General features: G+C 72.1%; 14 protein-coding genes and 1 riboswitch. Of the genes, 3 read left to right on the top strand and 11 right to left on the bottom strand.

What is annotated here, in order from left to right; genetic code table 11:
* Positions 1 to 42 precede the first annotated feature (42 nt).
* Positions 43 to 1,185 carry a glycosyltransferase family 4 protein gene (locus ACIGXW_RS01410; RefSeq protein ID WP_399568668.1) on the bottom strand — a complete coding sequence of 381 codons (1,143 nt, stop codon included), beginning with the start codon at positions 1,183 to 1,185 and terminating at the stop codon, positions 43 to 45.
* A gap of 215 nt (positions 1,186 to 1,400) precedes the next feature.
* On the opposite strand from ACIGXW_RS01410, the gene ACIGXW_RS01415 reads away from it, so the two are divergent.
* On the top strand, positions 1,401 to 2,582 hold the full coding sequence (locus ACIGXW_RS01415; protein WP_399568670.1) for a glycosyltransferase 87 family protein: 1,182 nt from the start codon (positions 1,401 to 1,403) through the stop codon (positions 2,580 to 2,582).
* On the opposite strand, the gene ACIGXW_RS01420 is transcribed toward ACIGXW_RS01415, so the two are convergent.
* From ACIGXW_RS01420 to ACIGXW_RS01440, 5 genes are all read right to left on the bottom strand, one after another.
* On the bottom strand, positions 2,572 to 3,831 hold the full coding sequence (locus ACIGXW_RS01420; protein ID WP_399568673.1) for a hypothetical protein: 1,260 nt from the start codon (positions 3,829 to 3,831) through the stop codon (positions 2,572 to 2,574). The two genes, ACIGXW_RS01415 and ACIGXW_RS01420, sit on opposite strands and share 11 nt — an antisense overlap.
* A gap of 48 nt (positions 3,832 to 3,879) precedes the next feature.
* The gene (locus ACIGXW_RS01425; protein WP_399568675.1) at positions 3,880 to 4,938 is read right to left on the bottom strand and encodes an NlpC/P60 family protein; all 1,059 of its coding nucleotides are present in this window, start codon (positions 4,936 to 4,938) and stop codon (positions 3,880 to 3,882) included.
* A gap of 286 nt (positions 4,939 to 5,224) precedes the next feature.
* Positions 5,225 to 6,295: an NlpC/P60 family protein gene (locus tag ACIGXW_RS01430; protein WP_399568678.1), complete on the bottom strand. Its 1,071-nt coding sequence runs from the start codon at positions 6,293 to 6,295 to the stop codon at positions 5,225 to 5,227.
* 173 nt (positions 6,296 to 6,468) lie between these two features.
* Positions 6,469 to 7,821: an NYN domain-containing protein gene (locus tag ACIGXW_RS01435; RefSeq protein ID WP_399570761.1), complete on the bottom strand. Its 1,353-nt coding sequence runs from the start codon at positions 7,819 to 7,821 to the stop codon at positions 6,469 to 6,471.
* 40 nt (positions 7,822 to 7,861) lie between these two features.
* A complete protein-coding gene (locus tag ACIGXW_RS01440; RefSeq protein ID WP_360911442.1) occupies positions 7,862 to 8,101 on the bottom strand; it encodes a hypothetical protein in 240 nt (79 codons plus the stop codon).
* A 155-nt stretch (positions 8,102 to 8,256) separates the two neighbouring features.
* Between ACIGXW_RS01440 and ACIGXW_RS01445 the strand changes: the two genes are divergently transcribed.
* Together ACIGXW_RS01445 and ACIGXW_RS01450 are read left to right on the top strand one after the other, a co-directional pair.
* Positions 8,257 to 8,976, top strand: coding sequence for a rhomboid family intramembrane serine protease (locus ACIGXW_RS01445; protein ID WP_071964902.1), 720 nt, complete (start codon positions 8,257 to 8,259; stop codon positions 8,974 to 8,976).
* Positions 8,973 to 9,254 carry an Lrp/AsnC ligand binding domain-containing protein gene (locus ACIGXW_RS01450; protein WP_071964901.1) on the top strand — a complete coding sequence of 94 codons (282 nt, stop codon included), beginning with the start codon at positions 8,973 to 8,975 and terminating at the stop codon, positions 9,252 to 9,254. The genes ACIGXW_RS01445 and ACIGXW_RS01450 overlap by 4 nt, the downstream gene beginning before the upstream one ends.
* 29 nt (positions 9,255 to 9,283) lie before the next feature.
* On the opposite strand, the gene ACIGXW_RS01455 is transcribed toward ACIGXW_RS01450, so the two are convergent.
* From ACIGXW_RS01455 to ACIGXW_RS01475, 5 genes are all read right to left on the bottom strand, one after another.
* A complete protein-coding gene (locus ACIGXW_RS01455; RefSeq protein WP_071964900.1) occupies positions 9,284 to 10,639 on the bottom strand; it encodes an aminotransferase class V-fold PLP-dependent enzyme in 1,356 nt (451 codons plus the stop codon).
* 143 nt (positions 10,640 to 10,782) lie between these two features.
* Positions 10,783 to 10,899: riboswitch (SAM riboswitch) on the bottom strand.
* 61 nt (positions 10,900 to 10,960) lie between these two features.
* On the bottom strand, positions 10,961 to 12,025 hold the full coding sequence (gene trpD, locus ACIGXW_RS01460; RefSeq protein ID WP_399568680.1) for an anthranilate phosphoribosyltransferase: 1,065 nt from the start codon (positions 12,023 to 12,025) through the stop codon (positions 10,961 to 10,963).
* 153 nt (positions 12,026 to 12,178) lie between these two features.
* Complete coding sequence (locus ACIGXW_RS01465; RefSeq protein WP_399568682.1) at positions 12,179 to 13,801, bottom strand: cytochrome bc complex cytochrome b subunit; 1,623 nt, start codon at positions 13,799 to 13,801, stop codon at positions 12,179 to 12,181.
* Complete coding sequence (locus ACIGXW_RS01470; protein ID WP_399568684.1) at positions 13,798 to 14,853, bottom strand: Rieske 2Fe-2S domain-containing protein; 1,056 nt, start codon at positions 14,851 to 14,853, stop codon at positions 13,798 to 13,800. The genes ACIGXW_RS01465 and ACIGXW_RS01470 overlap by 4 nt, the downstream gene beginning before the upstream one ends.
* The gene (locus ACIGXW_RS01475) at positions 14,850 to 15,659 is read right to left on the bottom strand and encodes a c-type cytochrome (RefSeq protein WP_360911431.1); all 810 of its coding nucleotides are present in this window, start codon (positions 15,657 to 15,659) and stop codon (positions 14,850 to 14,852) included. The genes ACIGXW_RS01470 and ACIGXW_RS01475 overlap by 4 nt, the downstream gene beginning before the upstream one ends.
* Positions 15,660 to 15,678 lie beyond the last annotated feature (19 nt).

The following is a 15,678-nucleotide window of genomic DNA, read 5'->3' on the forward strand; positions in this document are numbered from 1 at the left end:
ACCGGTAAGGGGCTTGCGCCATGGCGCAAGCCCCTTACCGGTCTACAGCAGTTCCTTCAGCCGCTCGGCCAGCAGGTCCCAGCGCCAGCGCTCCTCGACCCACTCCCGGCCGCGCTCGCCCATCCGCCGCCGCAGCTGCGGGTCCTTCAGCAGCGTGACGATGCGGTCGGCGGCCTCACCGGGCGAGCCGCCGCGCACCACATAGCCGGTCTCGCCCTCCAGCACCGCGTCCGGCGCGCCCCCGGAGTCGCCGGCGACCACCGGCAGCCCGGTCGCGGAGGCCTCCAGATAGACGATGCCGAGCCCCTCGACGTCCAGCCCGCCCCGGCGCGTACGGCAGGGCATCGCGAAGACGTCGCCCGCGCCGTAGTGGGCCGGCAGTTCCTCCCAGGCGACCGGGCCCGTGAAGCGGACCGCGTGCGCGACGCCCGTGCGCTCCGCGAGCCCCCGCAGGTCGTCCGCGTAGGGCCCGCCGCCGACTATGAGCAGCACCGCGTCGGGAACGGCCGCCAGGATCCGCGGCATGGCCTCGATGAGGGTGTCCTGGCCCTTGCGCGGCACGAGCCGCGAGACGCACACCACGACCGGCCGGTCGGCCAGCCCCAGCCGGGCGCGGATCTCGTCGCCCCCCGAGCCGGGGTGGAAGGTCTTCTCGTTCACTCCCGGCGGCAGTTGCACCATGCGCGCCGCCGCCTCGGGCGTCAACGCGGCGGCTATCCGCGACCGCGTGTACTCGCCCAGATAGGTGATTGTGTCGGTGCCCTCGCCGATCCGCCGCAACAGCTGCCGCGAGGCCGGCAGCTGGGCCCATCCCGCCTCATGCCCATGGGTCGTGGCGACCAGCCGGCGGGCGCCCGCCCGGCGCAGCGCCGGGGCCATCAGCCCCAGCGGCGCGGCCGCCCCGAACCACACCGAGGTGCAGCCGTGCTCCCGCAGCAGCGACGCCGCGCGCCGGGTGACCCGGGGCGTGGGCAGCAGCATGGTCGTGCGGTCACGGACGACGGGGAAGGGCTGCTCGGCGTCGAAGCGCGCGGTGGCCTCGGCGCCCTCCCGGCCGCGCTTCCAGGTGGAGGCGTAGACGACGATGCTCGCCGGGTCCAGGCGCAGGGCCATGTTGTGCAGGAAGGCCTGGATGCCTCCGGGGCGGGGCGGGAAGTCGTTGGTGACGATCAGGGTCTTGTGCATCGCCGCCGACAGTACCGGGTGGGATCGGGCGTCAGCCGCGCCGCGTCCCGTCACGTCGTCGCGCGCGGGCCCCGGGACCGGCATCATTCCCTTCAGTGACGGCAGGCACACGCTGTGTGGTGGCGCAGCGACCGAGGGGAACGAGGTGAGTGATGGTGGCGGGCACTGGTCTGCGGCTCTCGATCGTGGCGTGGGCCGTTAGCCGGGTCGCTTTGATGCTGTGCGTGTTCCGGGTATGGGACATGCCCGGCTCGGACGTCTCCGTCGACATCGAGGTGATCTACCAGGGCTGGTACGGGGTCCTGCGCACCGGAATCTTCCCCTACGACGACGTCACCTGGCAGTACCCGCCGGCCGCCGCGCTGGCCGTGCTCGCGCCCGGGCTGCTGCCGTTCCTCGACTACGCCCCGGCGTTCTTCGTGCTGTGCCTGCTGGCGGACGCGGCGGTCATGGGGATGCTGCTGTACGCGGTGCGCGACCCCCGGCGCGGCAAGGCGGGGGTGTGGGTGTGGGTCACCGGGGTGCCGCTGCTGGGGCCCATCGTCTACGCCCGCTACGACGTCATGGTCACCGCGGTCGCGGTGGCGGCCCTGCTGACGACCGCGCGCCGGACGCGGCTGTCGGGGGCGCTCATGGGCTTCGGCGCGCTGCTGAAGGTCTGGCCGGTGCTGCTGCTCGTCGGCACCCCGCGCGGCCCGCGCACCCGCTCCACCTGGGGCGCGGCACTGGTCACGGCGCTGTTGCTGGCGATGTTCTGCACGGCCGCGATGCCGGGGGCGCTGGCGTTCCTGACCTTCCAGCGCGACCGGGGCACCGAAGTGGAGTCCCTGGGCTCGCTGGTCTTCCATCTGGCGCGGCACTTCGGCTGGCACGGCAAGGCGCGGCTGAACTACGGCTCGGTGGAGTTCCTCGGCCGCCACGTCCACGCGGTGAGCGCCATGGCGCTGGGCCTGAGCGTGCTGGCCCTCGTCTGGCTGCTGCTGTGGCGGGTGCGGGCGCGCAGGTTCACCACCACCACGCCCTACGACGCGGCGTTCGCGGCGGTGCTGCTGTTCACCACCACCAGCCGGGTGATCAGCCCGCAGTACATGGTGTGGCTGATCGGCCTGGCGGCGGTGTGCGTGGTGATGCGCACGCCGCGGCAGGGCCTGCCGGTCGTGCTGGTGCTCCTGGCCGCGCCGCTGACGCAGCTGGAGTTCCCGATCTGGTTCTCGCACGTCGTGGCCAGCGACAAGCTGGGCATCGCCACGCTGACGCTGCGCAACGGGCTGCTGGTGGCGGCGACGCTGGTCGCCTGTACCCGGCTGTGGCGGGAGACGGTCTCCGAGGAGCCGGCGACCGGCGGCGAACCGGACCCGCCGACCGAGCCCCGCGAGTCCGCCCTCGTCAGCCGGTAGAGCCGGCGAGGCCGCCCGCCACGTACGAGCGCCAGCGCCCGGTGAAGTCGTCCTGGCCGACCCCCAGCACCTCGCGCAGCGCCGCCTCGAGCGCGCCCTCACGGCTGCGGTGGCCGCCCACCGCCCGGTAGAAGGCGACGAGCTTCTCCTCGCCCCACTGCTCGGCGATCATGCGGCAGGCCAGCCAGCCCTCCTCGTAGGCGCGGGCCAGCCGGCCGGCCTCGCCCGCGAAGCCGAAGTCGGCGTCCTCGGGCAGGTGCTGCGGCAGCCGTCCCGCGGAGACGGCCACGGCCAGCTCGGGGGCGGCCTGCCGGGCGGTGCGGCCGGTGTCACGGTAGGCGGCCCAGTCGGCGAAGCCCTCGGAGAGCCACAGCGGGGTGGCGGGCGAGGTCAGGGCGCGGGTGGCGACGTGGGCGGTCTCGTGGGTGAGCACGATCCGGCGGCCGAAGTCGCCGAGGACGCCGTAGGCCTCGGGGTTGACGATGATCCGGTCGGCGGGGGCCGCCCCCGCCCCGCCGACCTCGCCGGTGGTCACCGCCGCGATGCCCCGGTAGTTCGACGCGGGGGCGCCCAGCAGCGCCGCCATCCGCTCCAGCGAGGCGGGCATCTCGACCACCACCCGCTCCGCCCACTTCCCCGGCCACGCGGCGTCCACGGCGGGCACCGCCCGGTCGGCGAGGTCCGCCAGCGCCCGCAGCCGCGCGTGGTCCTGCCCCACCCCGAGGACCAGGCTGTGCTCGCCGCGCACGGCCGTGACCTCGCCCTGCTCCCACAACTGCCCGCCACCGCCCCGGCCGTCCTGGCCGGCCACGTACCAGCGGTCGGCGCGGCGCACCACGGTCAGCCGCAGCGAGGCGGTGACGGGCGCGGTGTCGTACCCGTCGAGCCGGTAGCGCAGTTCGGCCTCGGCGGCGACGCGGCGGCCGTCGCCGGGGGCGGGGGTGAAGCCGCCGGTGCGCACCAAGCGGTACTCCCAGGAGGCGAGCGGCACGGCGGCGAGGTTGGCGAACGCCCGGCGCCGCTCGGCCCGGTAGCCGTCGGCGGCCGGGTCCACGGCCGCGAGGTAGGCGCCCTCGTCCCGGGCCCGCACGGCGGCGCCCCACCGGTCGAGCAGGTGCTGCACGGAGGTGTCGGCCCTCTCGGGGCCCGCGCCGCCGCCGGAGCCGCAGCCGGCCAGGGCCTGGAGCGCGAGCGCCACCACGACCAGGCAGCTCCATGCCCGCCGTCCACTCCGCCTGCTGCCCGTCACGCCCGCATCGTACGAGCCGGACGGGCCCGGACAGCGGTCAGGGCACGCTCATGGCCGGGTGACGGAGGAAATCGGCATCATGTTGGCCGGGTCGTAGCGGACGCGCGCGCCGGGGTAAGGGGCGTGCACCACCTGTCCGTTGCCGACGTACATGCCCACGTGGCTGGCGTCGTCCCGGTAGATGACCAGGTCGCCGGGGCGGGCATCGGCCAGCGAGACGCGGCGGCCGGCGTTGCGCTGCGCCTGGGAGGTGCGCGGCAGGCCCACCCCGGCCCGCCCGTAGGCCCATTGCATCAGCCCGGAGCAGTCGAAGGCGCCGGGCCCGGTCGCGCCCCAGGCGTAGGGGGAGCCCACCGCCGAGCGGGCCGCCAGGGCCGCGGCGGCGCCGCGGCCGGAGAGACCGCTCAGGTCCGGCAGGGCGCTGTGCAGGGCGGCGGACGGGCGCTCCCCGGAGCGGGAGGAGCGGGTGAGGTCCGCCCGGTCCGGCTCGGGCAGGGAGTTCAGCAGCCGGCGGGCAGCGGCGAGCTTGCCCTCGACCTCGTGCTTGTGGCGCTCGACGGCCGCCCGGCTGACCTCCAGCTCGGCGAGGGTACGGGCGGCTTCGTGCCGCTCCTGGCGCAGGGTGCGCTGCGCGGCCAGCAGGGCCTTGAGCTGTTCGGCCTGGCGGCCGGTGACGCGGTCGAGGGTGGCGGCCCTGTCGAGGTAGCCGTCGGGGTCGGAGGACAGCAGCAGCTCGATGGCGGGGTCCACGGCGCCGTTGCGGTACTGGGCGGTGGCGATCATGCCCAGGGCGCTGCGCATCCGGTTGACCTGCTCCTGGCCGCGCGCGACCCGGTCGGCGGCCTGTTCCACCCGCTCGCGCAGGGCGTCGGCGCGCTCGCCCGCCGCGTTGTACTTCTCGGTGGCCTGCTCCGCCTGCTCGTAGAGCTGGTCGAGCTGCGCTTTCACCGTCCCCGGAGCCTTGGAGTCGTCGGCGGTGTCACCGGGGCTTGCGCCCGCCGGGGCCGCCGAGAGGGCGGCCGCGGCGGTGGCCACGGCGGCGGACAGAACGGTGACCCGGACGCTCTGGGTGAGACCGGACTGCGAAGGACGGCGATGGGACGCCACTGGGTGCCGCACTCCCTTCCACTGTGTGCGGACCCTGCCGCCCGGTTGACGGGCGGTCGACGGCCGGGCACCGCGCGGCAGACAGTAGCGGCGTGCTCACCCCCGGTTCAAAGACCTCGCCGGGGCGGGGAATCCCGACAAGACGAACGCCCCGCCGGAGACGCAGGTCACCGGCGGGGCGTGGTGTCAGTTGCCGTAGCCGTGATTCGCCCGAACGGGCGGTGCGGCGCGGCGGGGGGTTTGGGCCATGGGGGTACTCCCCCCGCCGTTCGGGCGAGGGGGGAGGTCAGCCCACCCGGACGCCGAACTGGAAGGGCATGTTGCTCATCGGCTCGTACCGCACGTTGGTGCCCGACCGGGGCGCGTGCAGCACCTGGCCGTTGCCCGCGTACAGGCCCACGTGGTGGAGGTCGCCGTAGAAGATCACCAGGTCGCCGGGCTTGAGGGAGCCCTGGTCGTAGATGCGGGTGCCGGCGTTGGCCTGGTCCTGCGAGATGCGCGGCAGGGTGACGCCGGCCTGTGCGTACGCCCAGGAGGTGAGCCCGGAGCAGTCGAAGGAGTTGGGGCCGGTCGCGCCCCAGACGTACGGCGAGCCGATCTTGCTCTGCGCGGCGCTGAGGGCACCGCCGGCGCGCTGCGAGGTGGGCAGGGACTTGCCCAGGTCCGGGCGGCTCTCGGAGCGCCCGGCGCGGGAGCCGTCCGTACCCCCCTTGGCCCCGTCCTTGCCGGCCGAATCGCTCTCGCCGAGGACCTCGGCGCGCTCCTTGGCGGTGAGGGTGTTGAGCAGGTCGCGGGCCTCGCCGAGCTTGCCCTGGACCTCGCTCTTGCGCTCCCCCAGCGCCTTGCGGGTCGACTCCAGGTCGGCGAGCTTGCCGGTGGCCTCGGCGCGCTCCTGGCGCAGCGTGCGCTGCTTGGCGGCTATCTGCTGGAGGGTGTCGGCCTGCTTGGCGCTCAGCTGGTTGAGGGTGGACGCCTTCTCGAGGTAGGAGTCCGGGTCGGAGGAGAGCAGCAGCTGCAGGGTCGGGTCGATGGAGCCGCTGCGGTACTGGGCGGTGGCCATCGAGCCGAGGCCGTCGCGGAGCTTGTTGAGCTCCTCCTGGCCGCGGGCGACCTTGTCCTGGAGCTCGCCGACCTGCTTCTCGAGCTTCTCCTGCTTCTCCTTGGCCCCGTTGTACTTCTCGGTGGCCTGCTCCGCCTCTTCGTGAAGCTTGTCGACCTTCGTCTTGACGTCCGTCTTGGAAGGCTGGGGGTCGGCGCTCGCGGACTGCGCGGAGAGGGCGACGGCCGCGGCGGCGGTCGCGGTCAGCACGGTCACCCGAGTGCGACTCGGCTGCTTGGGACGACGGTGGGAGGCCACGGAGCGAGCCCCTCCTCTTCCTCGAACAGAAAATCACGGTACGGAGGTTCGAGGCCCGACCCTAGTGAGCGGAATGTGATCCATTCAAATTCTCGTGCGAAAAATCTGCACCGTCAGTCCAACCTTTACCAAGGCGGCCCCTCAGGTCACACAGACTTAAGCGGACGTATCGCTCATGTACGAGCAAGTCGCTTGAGCAGCAACGCCGATGCGACCGGCCGCGCCCCCGCCTTGGCGACCCCGTCCGCGACCTCGCGGTCGGTGGAGACCACCACGACCGGACGGCCCGGCGGCTCGGCGCGCACGAGCTGGCGGATCAGCTCGTCCGCCGTCACCCCGGGCTTGCTGAACAGCACCCGCACCCCGCGCGGCGGCGCCAGCAGCACCGGCGCCGCGAGCTCGGCCCCGTCGAAGACACAGGTCACCTCGGCGCCGGTCTGCGCGGCCAGCATCGCCAGCCCGCCCAGCAGCCGCAGCCGCTGCTTGTCCAGCGGCATCGTCGGATAGCCGGTCTTGGTGACGTTGTAGCCGTCGACCACCAGATGCGCCTGAGGCAGCGCCAACAGCTGGTCCAGCAGGGCCGGATCGGTCTCCGACAGGGCCCGCGTGGCGATGTCCTTGGGCGTCATCGTGCCCGGCTGGACGGCCTCGACCGTGTCCGCCGGGTGAACGGAGGCGGGCGGCAGCGCCAGCTCGCGCCGCAGCCCCTGCGCCGCGTCCAGCACCGTGTCCAGCAGCAGCCGCAGCCGCATGTCCTCCACGCTGCGCCCCTCGCGGGCCGCCCGGCGGCTCGCCTCCAGGCCGGCCTCGGCCTCCGCCAGCCGCGCCTTGACGCGCCGCGTCTCGGCCAGGGCCGCCGCCTTCTCGGCCGCGGCCTCCGAACGCACCGACTCCAGCTCCGTCTGCGCCTTGCGCAGCGCCGCCTCGCCGCGCCGCACGTCGCTGACGGCGCTGCGCAGCTTGCGCTGGTGCGACTCGGCCTCCCTGCGCGCGGTCTCCAGCTCGGCCCGCACGCGCTCGTTCTCCGCCCGCGCCTCGGCCCGCGCGGCCGCCAGCTCCTCGCGCAGCCGGCGCAGTTCGCGCTGGGCCTCCTCGCCGGCCCGCTCGGCGCTCGCCCGCTGGGCCTCCTCGCCGGCCGCGGTGACCAGCTTGACCCAGCCCGGCGGGCGCAGCACGAAGGCCATGGCCGCCACGTCCTCCGGGTCGGCCGCCGCCGGCGGGGAACCGGCGTCGAGCGCCTCCGCCAGCTCGGAGCCCGTCTCGCGCAGCCGCGCGGAGATGCGCTGGCGGAACACGGCGTCGCTCTCGACGGCCGCCGCCATGGCGTTCCCGGCGAACTTGGCCCGCCGGGTGGGGGTGAACCGGGCGTACTGCCGCAACTGGGGCGGAAGTTCGGTGACCGTCAGGCCGCCGAACGCCTCGGCGACGAGCCCGATGACGCGCCGCCTGATCCCCTCGGGCAGGGGACGGTCGAGCACCTCGGTGACGCCGTCGTCGGCCCCGCCGGCATCACCGGCCGCCTCCACGCCGTCAGTGTGCTCCACCACCGTTCATCGCTCCCGTTCTTCAGGCACTCGCGCCCGGCCGGTCCACCAGCTCGATCTGGTCGACCACGTTGCACCAACGGCACCGCACGGACTCGATCGTCTCACTGACGACCTCGCGCTCCTCCACCTTCGACTCCCCCGCGAGATCGAGGTGCACGTAGTCGACGGCCTTCGTCGTACGCGTGACGTCGAACCGGGTGAGATTGCCGCACAGCGTGCAGCGCCACCGGGTGTCGGCTGTCGGCCGGGGAACGCCCATGGTGTCGTCCATCCTCGTTCGCGGTGCATACGGTCGGTGGAGTGCTTTTCGTAACCCTACGGCCTGGTGGTCGCCGAGCGCGGGGGCACGGGCCCGAGCGGGCGGACCGGCGAGGCACTCTGTGCTGGTTACGCCCGGTACGCCATGATCTGGTCATGATCAGAACGGCATGGCGCCCGGGCCGGGGCGGCATCCCCTGGGTGACCTGGACGCTCCTGGGCGGCTGCTGCGCGGCCTTCCTCGCCGGCCCCGCCTCGGGCCTGAACGCCTCCTACGGCACCGGCCCCGCGCTGCTGTCCGCCCAGACCGCCTACTTCGAGCGCTGGGGCGTCGTACCGCACGAGCTGTGGCACGGCCCCCTGCTGGGTCTGTGCACCCCGCTCACGGCGCTCTTCGTCCACGGCAACTGGCTGCATCTGCTCGGCAACATGCTCTTCCTCTACGTCTTCGGCGCCATGACCGAGGCACGCATGGGCCGCTCCGCCTTCGCCTGCTGCTACCTCCTCACCGGCTACCTGGCGCTGCTCGGCTACGCGGTCGTGCACGCCCAGTCCGAGCGCACCCTCGTGGGAGCGTCCGGCGCCATCTCCGGCGTGCTGGGGGCGTTCCTCTATCTCTTCCCCAGGGCGCGCGTCACCAGCCTCTTCCCCTTCCTCTTCTTCCTGCCGCTGCGCTTTCCGGCCTGGGCCGTACTACTGTTCTGGTTCGTTCTGCAGTGGCTGGCGACGGGCACGGAGGCCGGACGGCCGGGGATCGCCTATCTGGCCCATGTCCTGGGCTTCTCGCTCGGCTTCGGCTTCGCCTGGGTCCACCGCACGGCTGCGGCTAGAGTGAAGAACGCAGCCAGGTCCACCGAAGGAGACAAGCCGACGTGATCACTTCGATCGTGCTCATCAAGACCGACGTGGACCGGATCCCCGAGATCGCCGAGAAGATCGCCGCGCTCGAGGGCGTCAGCGAGGTCTACTCCGTCACCGGGGCGCACGATCTGATCGCGATGGTGCGGGTGGCCCGGCACGACGACCTCGCGGACGTCATCCCGGGCCGGATCAGCAAGGTGCCGGGCGTGGCCTCCACGGAGACGCACATCGCCTTCCGCACGTACTCGCAGCACGACCTGGAAGCGGCCTTCGCCATCGGCCTGGACAACTGACCACAGCGCCCCGCGAGGGGCGCGGGGCACTAGGCGGCCACGTCCGGCACGCAACGGCCGCCTTCGGTGCGGTAGATCCAGCGCGCGCCGTTGGCCACCAGCTCCCCCACGGCCCGGACGAACCGCTCGACGTGCTCGTCGGGGGTGCCGGCGCCGAAGCTGACCCGGATGGCGTTGAGCGACTGCCCCTCGTCGGGGGCGCCGCACTCCCCCGGGGCGTCCGGCTCGCCGCCCAGCAGCGTCCGCACCAGCGGATGGGCGCAGAACAGTCCGTCGCGGACCCCGATGCCGTACTCGGCCGACAGCGCGGCAGCGAAGTGCGAGCTGTTCCAGCCGTCCACGACGAAGGAGATGACGCCCACGCGCGGGGCGTCCTCGCCGAACAGCGACAGCACCCGAACCCCGGGCACCGCGGCCAGGCCCGCCCGCACCCGGTCGACCAGGTGCCGCTCGCGCGCCACCAGCCGGTCGAAGCCCGCCTCGGTCAGCGCCCTGCAGGCGGCGGCGACGGCGTAGACGCCGATGACGTTGGGCGAACCGGCCTCGTGCCGGGCGGCGCTGTCGTGCCACTCCACGTCCACACCGCCGTCCGCCCGGCGGGCCACCGCGCGGCTCGCCCCGCCGCCCGCCAGGTACGGCTCGGCGCCCCGCAGCCAGTCGGCGCGCCCGGCCAGGACGCCCGAGCCGAACGGCGCGTAGAGCTTGTGACCGGAGAAGGCGACCCAGTCGACGTCCAACTCGGCGATGTCCACGGGGTGGTGAGGGGCCAGCTGCGCGGCGTCCAGCACGATGCGCGCCCCGTGCGCATGGGCGGCCGCGGCCAGCTCCCGCACGGGCCACACCTCGCCCGTCACATTGGACGCCCCGGTCACACAGACCAGGGCGGGACCGTAGGGGTCGCGGTCGGCCAGCGCCCGCTCCAGCGCCTCGACGGCCTCCCGCGGGGAACGCGGGGCGTCGAGGTAGGTGACGTCCGCTTCGTTCCAGGGCAGCAGGGCGGCGTGGTGCTCGGTCTCGAAGACGAACACCCGGCAGCCGGCGGGCAGTACGGCGGCGAGGAGGTTGAGCGAGTCGGTGGTGGACCGGGTGAAGACGACCTGGTCGTCGGCGCGGCAGCCGAGGAAGTCGGCGACCGCCGCCCGGCTGTTCTCGAAGAGGTCGGTGGACAGCTGCGAGAGGTAACCCGCGCCCCGGTGCACGCTGCCGTAGTACGGCGCGTACGCGGCGACGTCGTCCCAGACCCGCTGCAGCGCGGGGGCGCTGGCGGCGTAGTCGAGGGCCGCGTACGTCACCTCGCCCCCGGTGACGAGCGGCACGCGGACGTCGCGGCCGAGGACGGGCAGCGGTGCGGTGGTGGAAACAGCGTCAACAGCGCATGCGGACATGGCGAATTCTCCCGGCAAGGGCGATGGATGGATGCGCGCGCCCGGACAGGGGCGCGCGGAATTACCGGAAACGGGCCGTAGGCCCTAGCGCATTCGCTGCATCACGGAAGGATCTCCCTCGACAACCAGGATCCCTGGCGAGGGATCCGCGCTTGCCGCAGACGTCGCTGCCTGCGGCCTGGTCATCACCCGGGGCACCCCGCCACGGAAGGAGGGTTGCCGGACAGCAAGCCGGGGCCGTATCGCTGTCGCTCGTGACCTGGCCAGGAGTATGGCACAAACATCTCGCCCCGCGGAACCGTCGTCCCGCGGGGCGAGACGTCAGGCGTTGCTGGCCGCCACCCACCGCTCGAGCGCCCGCCGCGCCGCGCCGGAGTCGATGGCCTCCGCGGCCCGCTCCATCGCCGCCCGGATCTGCTCCGCGAGCGGGGCGTCCGCCGGCTCCAACGCCACCAGCGCCGCGGCCGCGTTCAGCAGGACCGCGTCCCGCACCGGTCCCTGCTCGCCCGCCAGCAGCCGCCGCGCCACGTCCGCGTTGTACGAGGCGTCGGCGCCGCGCAGAGCCTCCACCGGCACCAGTTCGATCCCCACGTCCCGCGGGTCGAAGGGCTCCTCCCGCACCGTGCCGTCCCGCACGATCCACACCCGCGAGGTCGCCGTGGTCGTCAGCTCGTCCAGCCCGTCGTCACCGCGGAAGACCAGCGCCGAGGAGCCGCGCTCGGCCAGCACGCCGGCCAGGATCGGCGCCATCCGGGCGTCGGCCACGCCGGTGGCCTGGGCACGCACCCGGGCCGGGTTGGTCAGCGGACCCAGCACATTGAAGGTCGTACGGATGCCCAGCTCGCGGCGGGCGGCCGCCACGTGCCGCAGCGCGGGGTGGAACTTCACGGCGAAGCAGAAGGTGATGCCCGCCTCCTGGGCCACCTCCACCACCCGGCGCGGGGTGAGGTCCAGATTGACCCCGAGCTTCTCCAGCACGTCGGAGGCGCCGCTGGCGGAGGACGCCGCGCGGTTGCCGTGCTTGACGACCTTCGCACCGGTGCCGGCGACGACGATCGAGGACATGGTGGAGATGTTGACGGTCTTGGCGCCGTCGCCGCCGGTGCCCACGATGTCCACGCTCGGGCCGGGCACCTCGATCAGATTGGCGTGCGCGTACATCGCGCGCACCAGGCCGGAGATCTCGGCCACCGTCTCGCCCTTGGCCCGCAGGGCCACCACGAAGCCCGCGATCTGCGCGTTCGTCGCCTCGCCGCGCATGATCCGGTCCATGGCCCAGGCGGTGTCGTCCGAGCTGAGGTCGACGTCGCTGAGCAGGGCGTCCAGTACGCGGGGCCAGGAGGGGGCCACCGAGCGCTCGCCGCCTGCCGGGGTCGCAACGTTCATGGTCCACACTCCTGGTGGTCTCTCGTGTCCGCAGGGCCCGATTGGGGGCCCGGGTCCAGCCTATCCACGACCGGGGACGGCGAAGAGCCCCGTCCATGCGATGGACGGGGCTCTCGCTGTGGCGATCAGTTCACTGTGATCAGCAGGCGGGGATCAGTGGTGGCCGTGGCCGCTGGTGATCTCCTGGTACTCCTCCGCGGTGGCCTTGGGGATGTGCGTCCCCTCGCCGTAGAAGCCCTTCGAGAGCTTGACCCGCAGCTTCTGCGTCGCGCCGGCCTTGCGGGCGACACCGTTCTCGTCCACCTCGGGCTCGAGCTCGAGCGGCCGGGGCTGCTCGTGCGCGGTGAGGGTGTGCAGCTGCTCCTGCGAGAGCGGCTCGTGGACCTCCACGAACTCACCGTGCGGCAGGCGCTTGATGATGCCGGACTCGCGGCCGTGCAGCACCTTCTCCTTGTCGCGACGCTGCAGACCCATGCAGATCCGGCGCGTGACGACGAAGGCGATGACCGGGCCGACGAAGAACGCGATCCGGACGAACCAGGTGATGGCGTTGATCGACAGGTTGAAGTGGGTCGCCCACAGGTCGTTTCCACCACCGACCAGCAGCACCAGGTACCAGGTCAGCCAGGCCACACCGAAGGCGGTGCGGGTCGGGGCGTTGCGCGGGCGGTCCAGCAGGTGGTGCTCACGCTTGTCGCCGGTGACCCAGGACTCGATGAACGGGTAGACCGCGATGGCCGCCAGGACCAGCGGGAAGATGACCAGCGGGATGAACACGCCCAGGACGAGCGTGTGACCCGCGAAGTTGATCTCCCAGCCCGGCATCACTCGGATGAGGCCCTCGGAGAAGCCCATGTACCAGTCGGGCTGCGCACCGGTGGACACCTGGTCCGGGCGGTACGGGCCCATGGCCCAGATCGGGTTGATCGTCGCGATGGCGGCGATGGCCGCGATCACACCGAAGACCAGGAAGAAGAAGCCTCCGGCCTTGGCCATGTAGACCGGCAGCAGCGGCATGCCGACCACGTTCTTGTTCGTCCGGCCGGGGCCGGGGAACTGCGTGTGCTTGTGGTAGAAGACCAGGATCAGGTGCGCCACCAGCAGGCCGAGCATGATGCCCGGCAGCAGCAGGACGTGGATCGAGAAGAACCGCGGCACGAAGTCCGAGCCGGGGAACTCGCCGCCGAAGAGGAACATCGAGATGTACGTGCCGACGATCGGCACGGACAGGATCGCGCCCTCCATGAAGCGGACACCGGTGCCCGAGAGCAGGTCGTCCGGCAGGGAGTAACCGGTGAAACCGGTGAACATGCCGAGGACCAGCAGCAGGAAGCCGAACAGCCAGTTGACCTCACGCGGCTTGCGGAACGCGCCGGTGAAGAACACGCGCATCATGTGCACGAGCATGGCCGCGACGAAGATCAGCGCCGCCCAGTGGTGGATCTGCCGGATGAGCAGACCACCGCGGACGTCGAAGCTGATGTCGACCGTCGACTTGAACGCCTCGGACATCCGCATGCCCTGCATGGGGACGTACGAGCCGTGGTAGACGACCTCGTTCATGCTGGGGTGGAAGAACAGCGTCAGATACACACCCGTGAGGATGATGATGATGAAGCTGTAGAGGCAGACCTCGCCCAGCATGAAGGACCAGTGGTCCGGGAAGATCTTCCGCATGTTGGACTTGGCCAGGCTGTAGATGCCCAGCCGGCCGTCGGCCCAGTCGGCGACCCGCTCGCCGGCGGGCGCCTTGCGGCGATTGTCGTTGTTGCTCATCCGCGCTCCCAGTAGGCAGGACCGACGGGCTCGGCGAAGTCGCCCATGGCCTCAAGGTAGCCCTTGTCATTGACCTTGATCCGCAGCTGCGGAAGGGCGTGGCCGGCCGGGCCGAAGATCACGCGACCGCCGTCGGCGAGGTCGAAGGTGGACTGGTGGCACGGGCACAGCACGTGGTGCGTCTGCTGCTCGTAGAGGCTGATCGGGCAGCCGACGTGGGTGCAGATCTTGGAGAACGCGACGATGCCGTCGGCCGACCAGTCGAGCTCGCGCTTGTCCTTGATGTTCTCCGGACGGAGCCGGACGATCATCAGGGCGGCCTTGGCGATCTCCTGCTGGAAGTCGTGGTCCTCCTCCTTCATGCCCTCGGGCATGGCGAAGGTGAGGGAGCCGACCTGGATGTCCTCGGGACGCAGCGGCTGCAGCGTGTTCTGGTTGATGAGCATCTTGCCCTCGGACCAGGCGGTCTTGCGGAGCTTGGTGCCCGGCAGCGGACCGAGGTCACGCAGCAGCACCACGCCGGAGAGCGGCACCAGGGCCAGCGCGCCGAACATGGTGTTGCGGATCAGCTTGCGACGGCCGAAGCCCGACTCCTCGGCACCCAGCTTGAAGTCGGCCATGACCTTGGCCTTGACCTCGGCGGGTGCCTCGATCGGGTGGCGCTCGTCGGCGACCTCGACGTCGGACATCAGGGTGCGGGCCCAGTGGACCGCACCCGCGCCGATGCAGAACAGCGCCACGCCGAGGGTGAGCCCCAGCGAGAAGTTCAGCGCGCTGATGTGGCCGATCGGGAACACGTAGATGTTCTTGTCGACCGGCAGGGTCACATAGGCGGCGATGAAGCCGACCGTGGCCAGCATCGACAGCATGAACAGGAACGCGACCACGCGCTCGGAGCGCTTGGCGGCCCGCTCGTCGATGTCCTGCATGCGCGGCTCGTGGGGCGGCAGCCCCGGGTCCGCGAACGGGTCGCCGGCGGTGGCTACGGCACCTTCGTGCGCGTGGCCCTGCGTGCTCGGCAGGGTCTCTTCTGGAATGTCTTGGCTACTCATGACTTCTTGGCCTTAGCGGTGTGGGCCGCGACCCAGATGGCGACTGCGATCAGCGCACCCAGACCGAAGATCCACGCGAACAGACCCTCACTGACCGGGCCGAGGCCGCCCAGTTCGAGGCCGCCCGGGCTCTTGGTCTTGTCGCTGTTGACCGTGTCGAGGTACGCGATGATGTCCTTCTTGTTCTTCTCCGACATCGTGGTGTCGGGGAAGGAAGGCATGTTCTGCGGGCCGGTCTGCATGGCCTCGTAGATGTGCTTCGGGTCGACGCCCTCGAGGCTCGGGGCGTACTTGCCGTTCGAGAGGGCGCCGCCCTTGCCCGTGAAGTTGTGGCACTGGGCGCAGTTCGTGCGGAACAGCTCGCCACCCTTGGCGATGTCGGCACCTTCGGGGCTGTACTGGTTCTTCGTCGGGACCGAGGGGCCCGCGCCGAGGGAAGCGATGTACGCCGCGAGCTGGTCGATCTCGGCCTGCGTGTAGATGGCCTTCTTGCGGGGCGCCTGGGCGCCCTGCTGCTGCAGCGGCATGCGGCCGGTGGCGACCTGGAAGTCGACGGCGGCGGAACCCACGCCGACCAGGCTCGGCCCGTCGGTGGTGCCCTGACCGCCGGTGCCGTGGCAGCTTGCGCAGCCCACGGAGTAGAGCTTCTTGCCCTCCTCGATGGCGAGGGACTGGGCGGTGTCATCGGCCTTGGCCGTGTCCGCCGGCGCGAACGCGGCGTACAGCCCCCCAGTTACCGCCAGCGCGAAGAGTAGGACGACGACCGCCGCCAGCGGATGGCGTCGTCGTGCGGAGAGCTTTTTCACGGATTACCCCGGTGTCAGG

It is taken from the genome of Streptomyces sp. NPDC053079 (genome assembly GCF_044546695.1).
Taxonomy (GTDB): domain Bacteria; phylum Actinomycetota; class Actinomycetes; order Streptomycetales; family Streptomycetaceae; genus Streptomyces.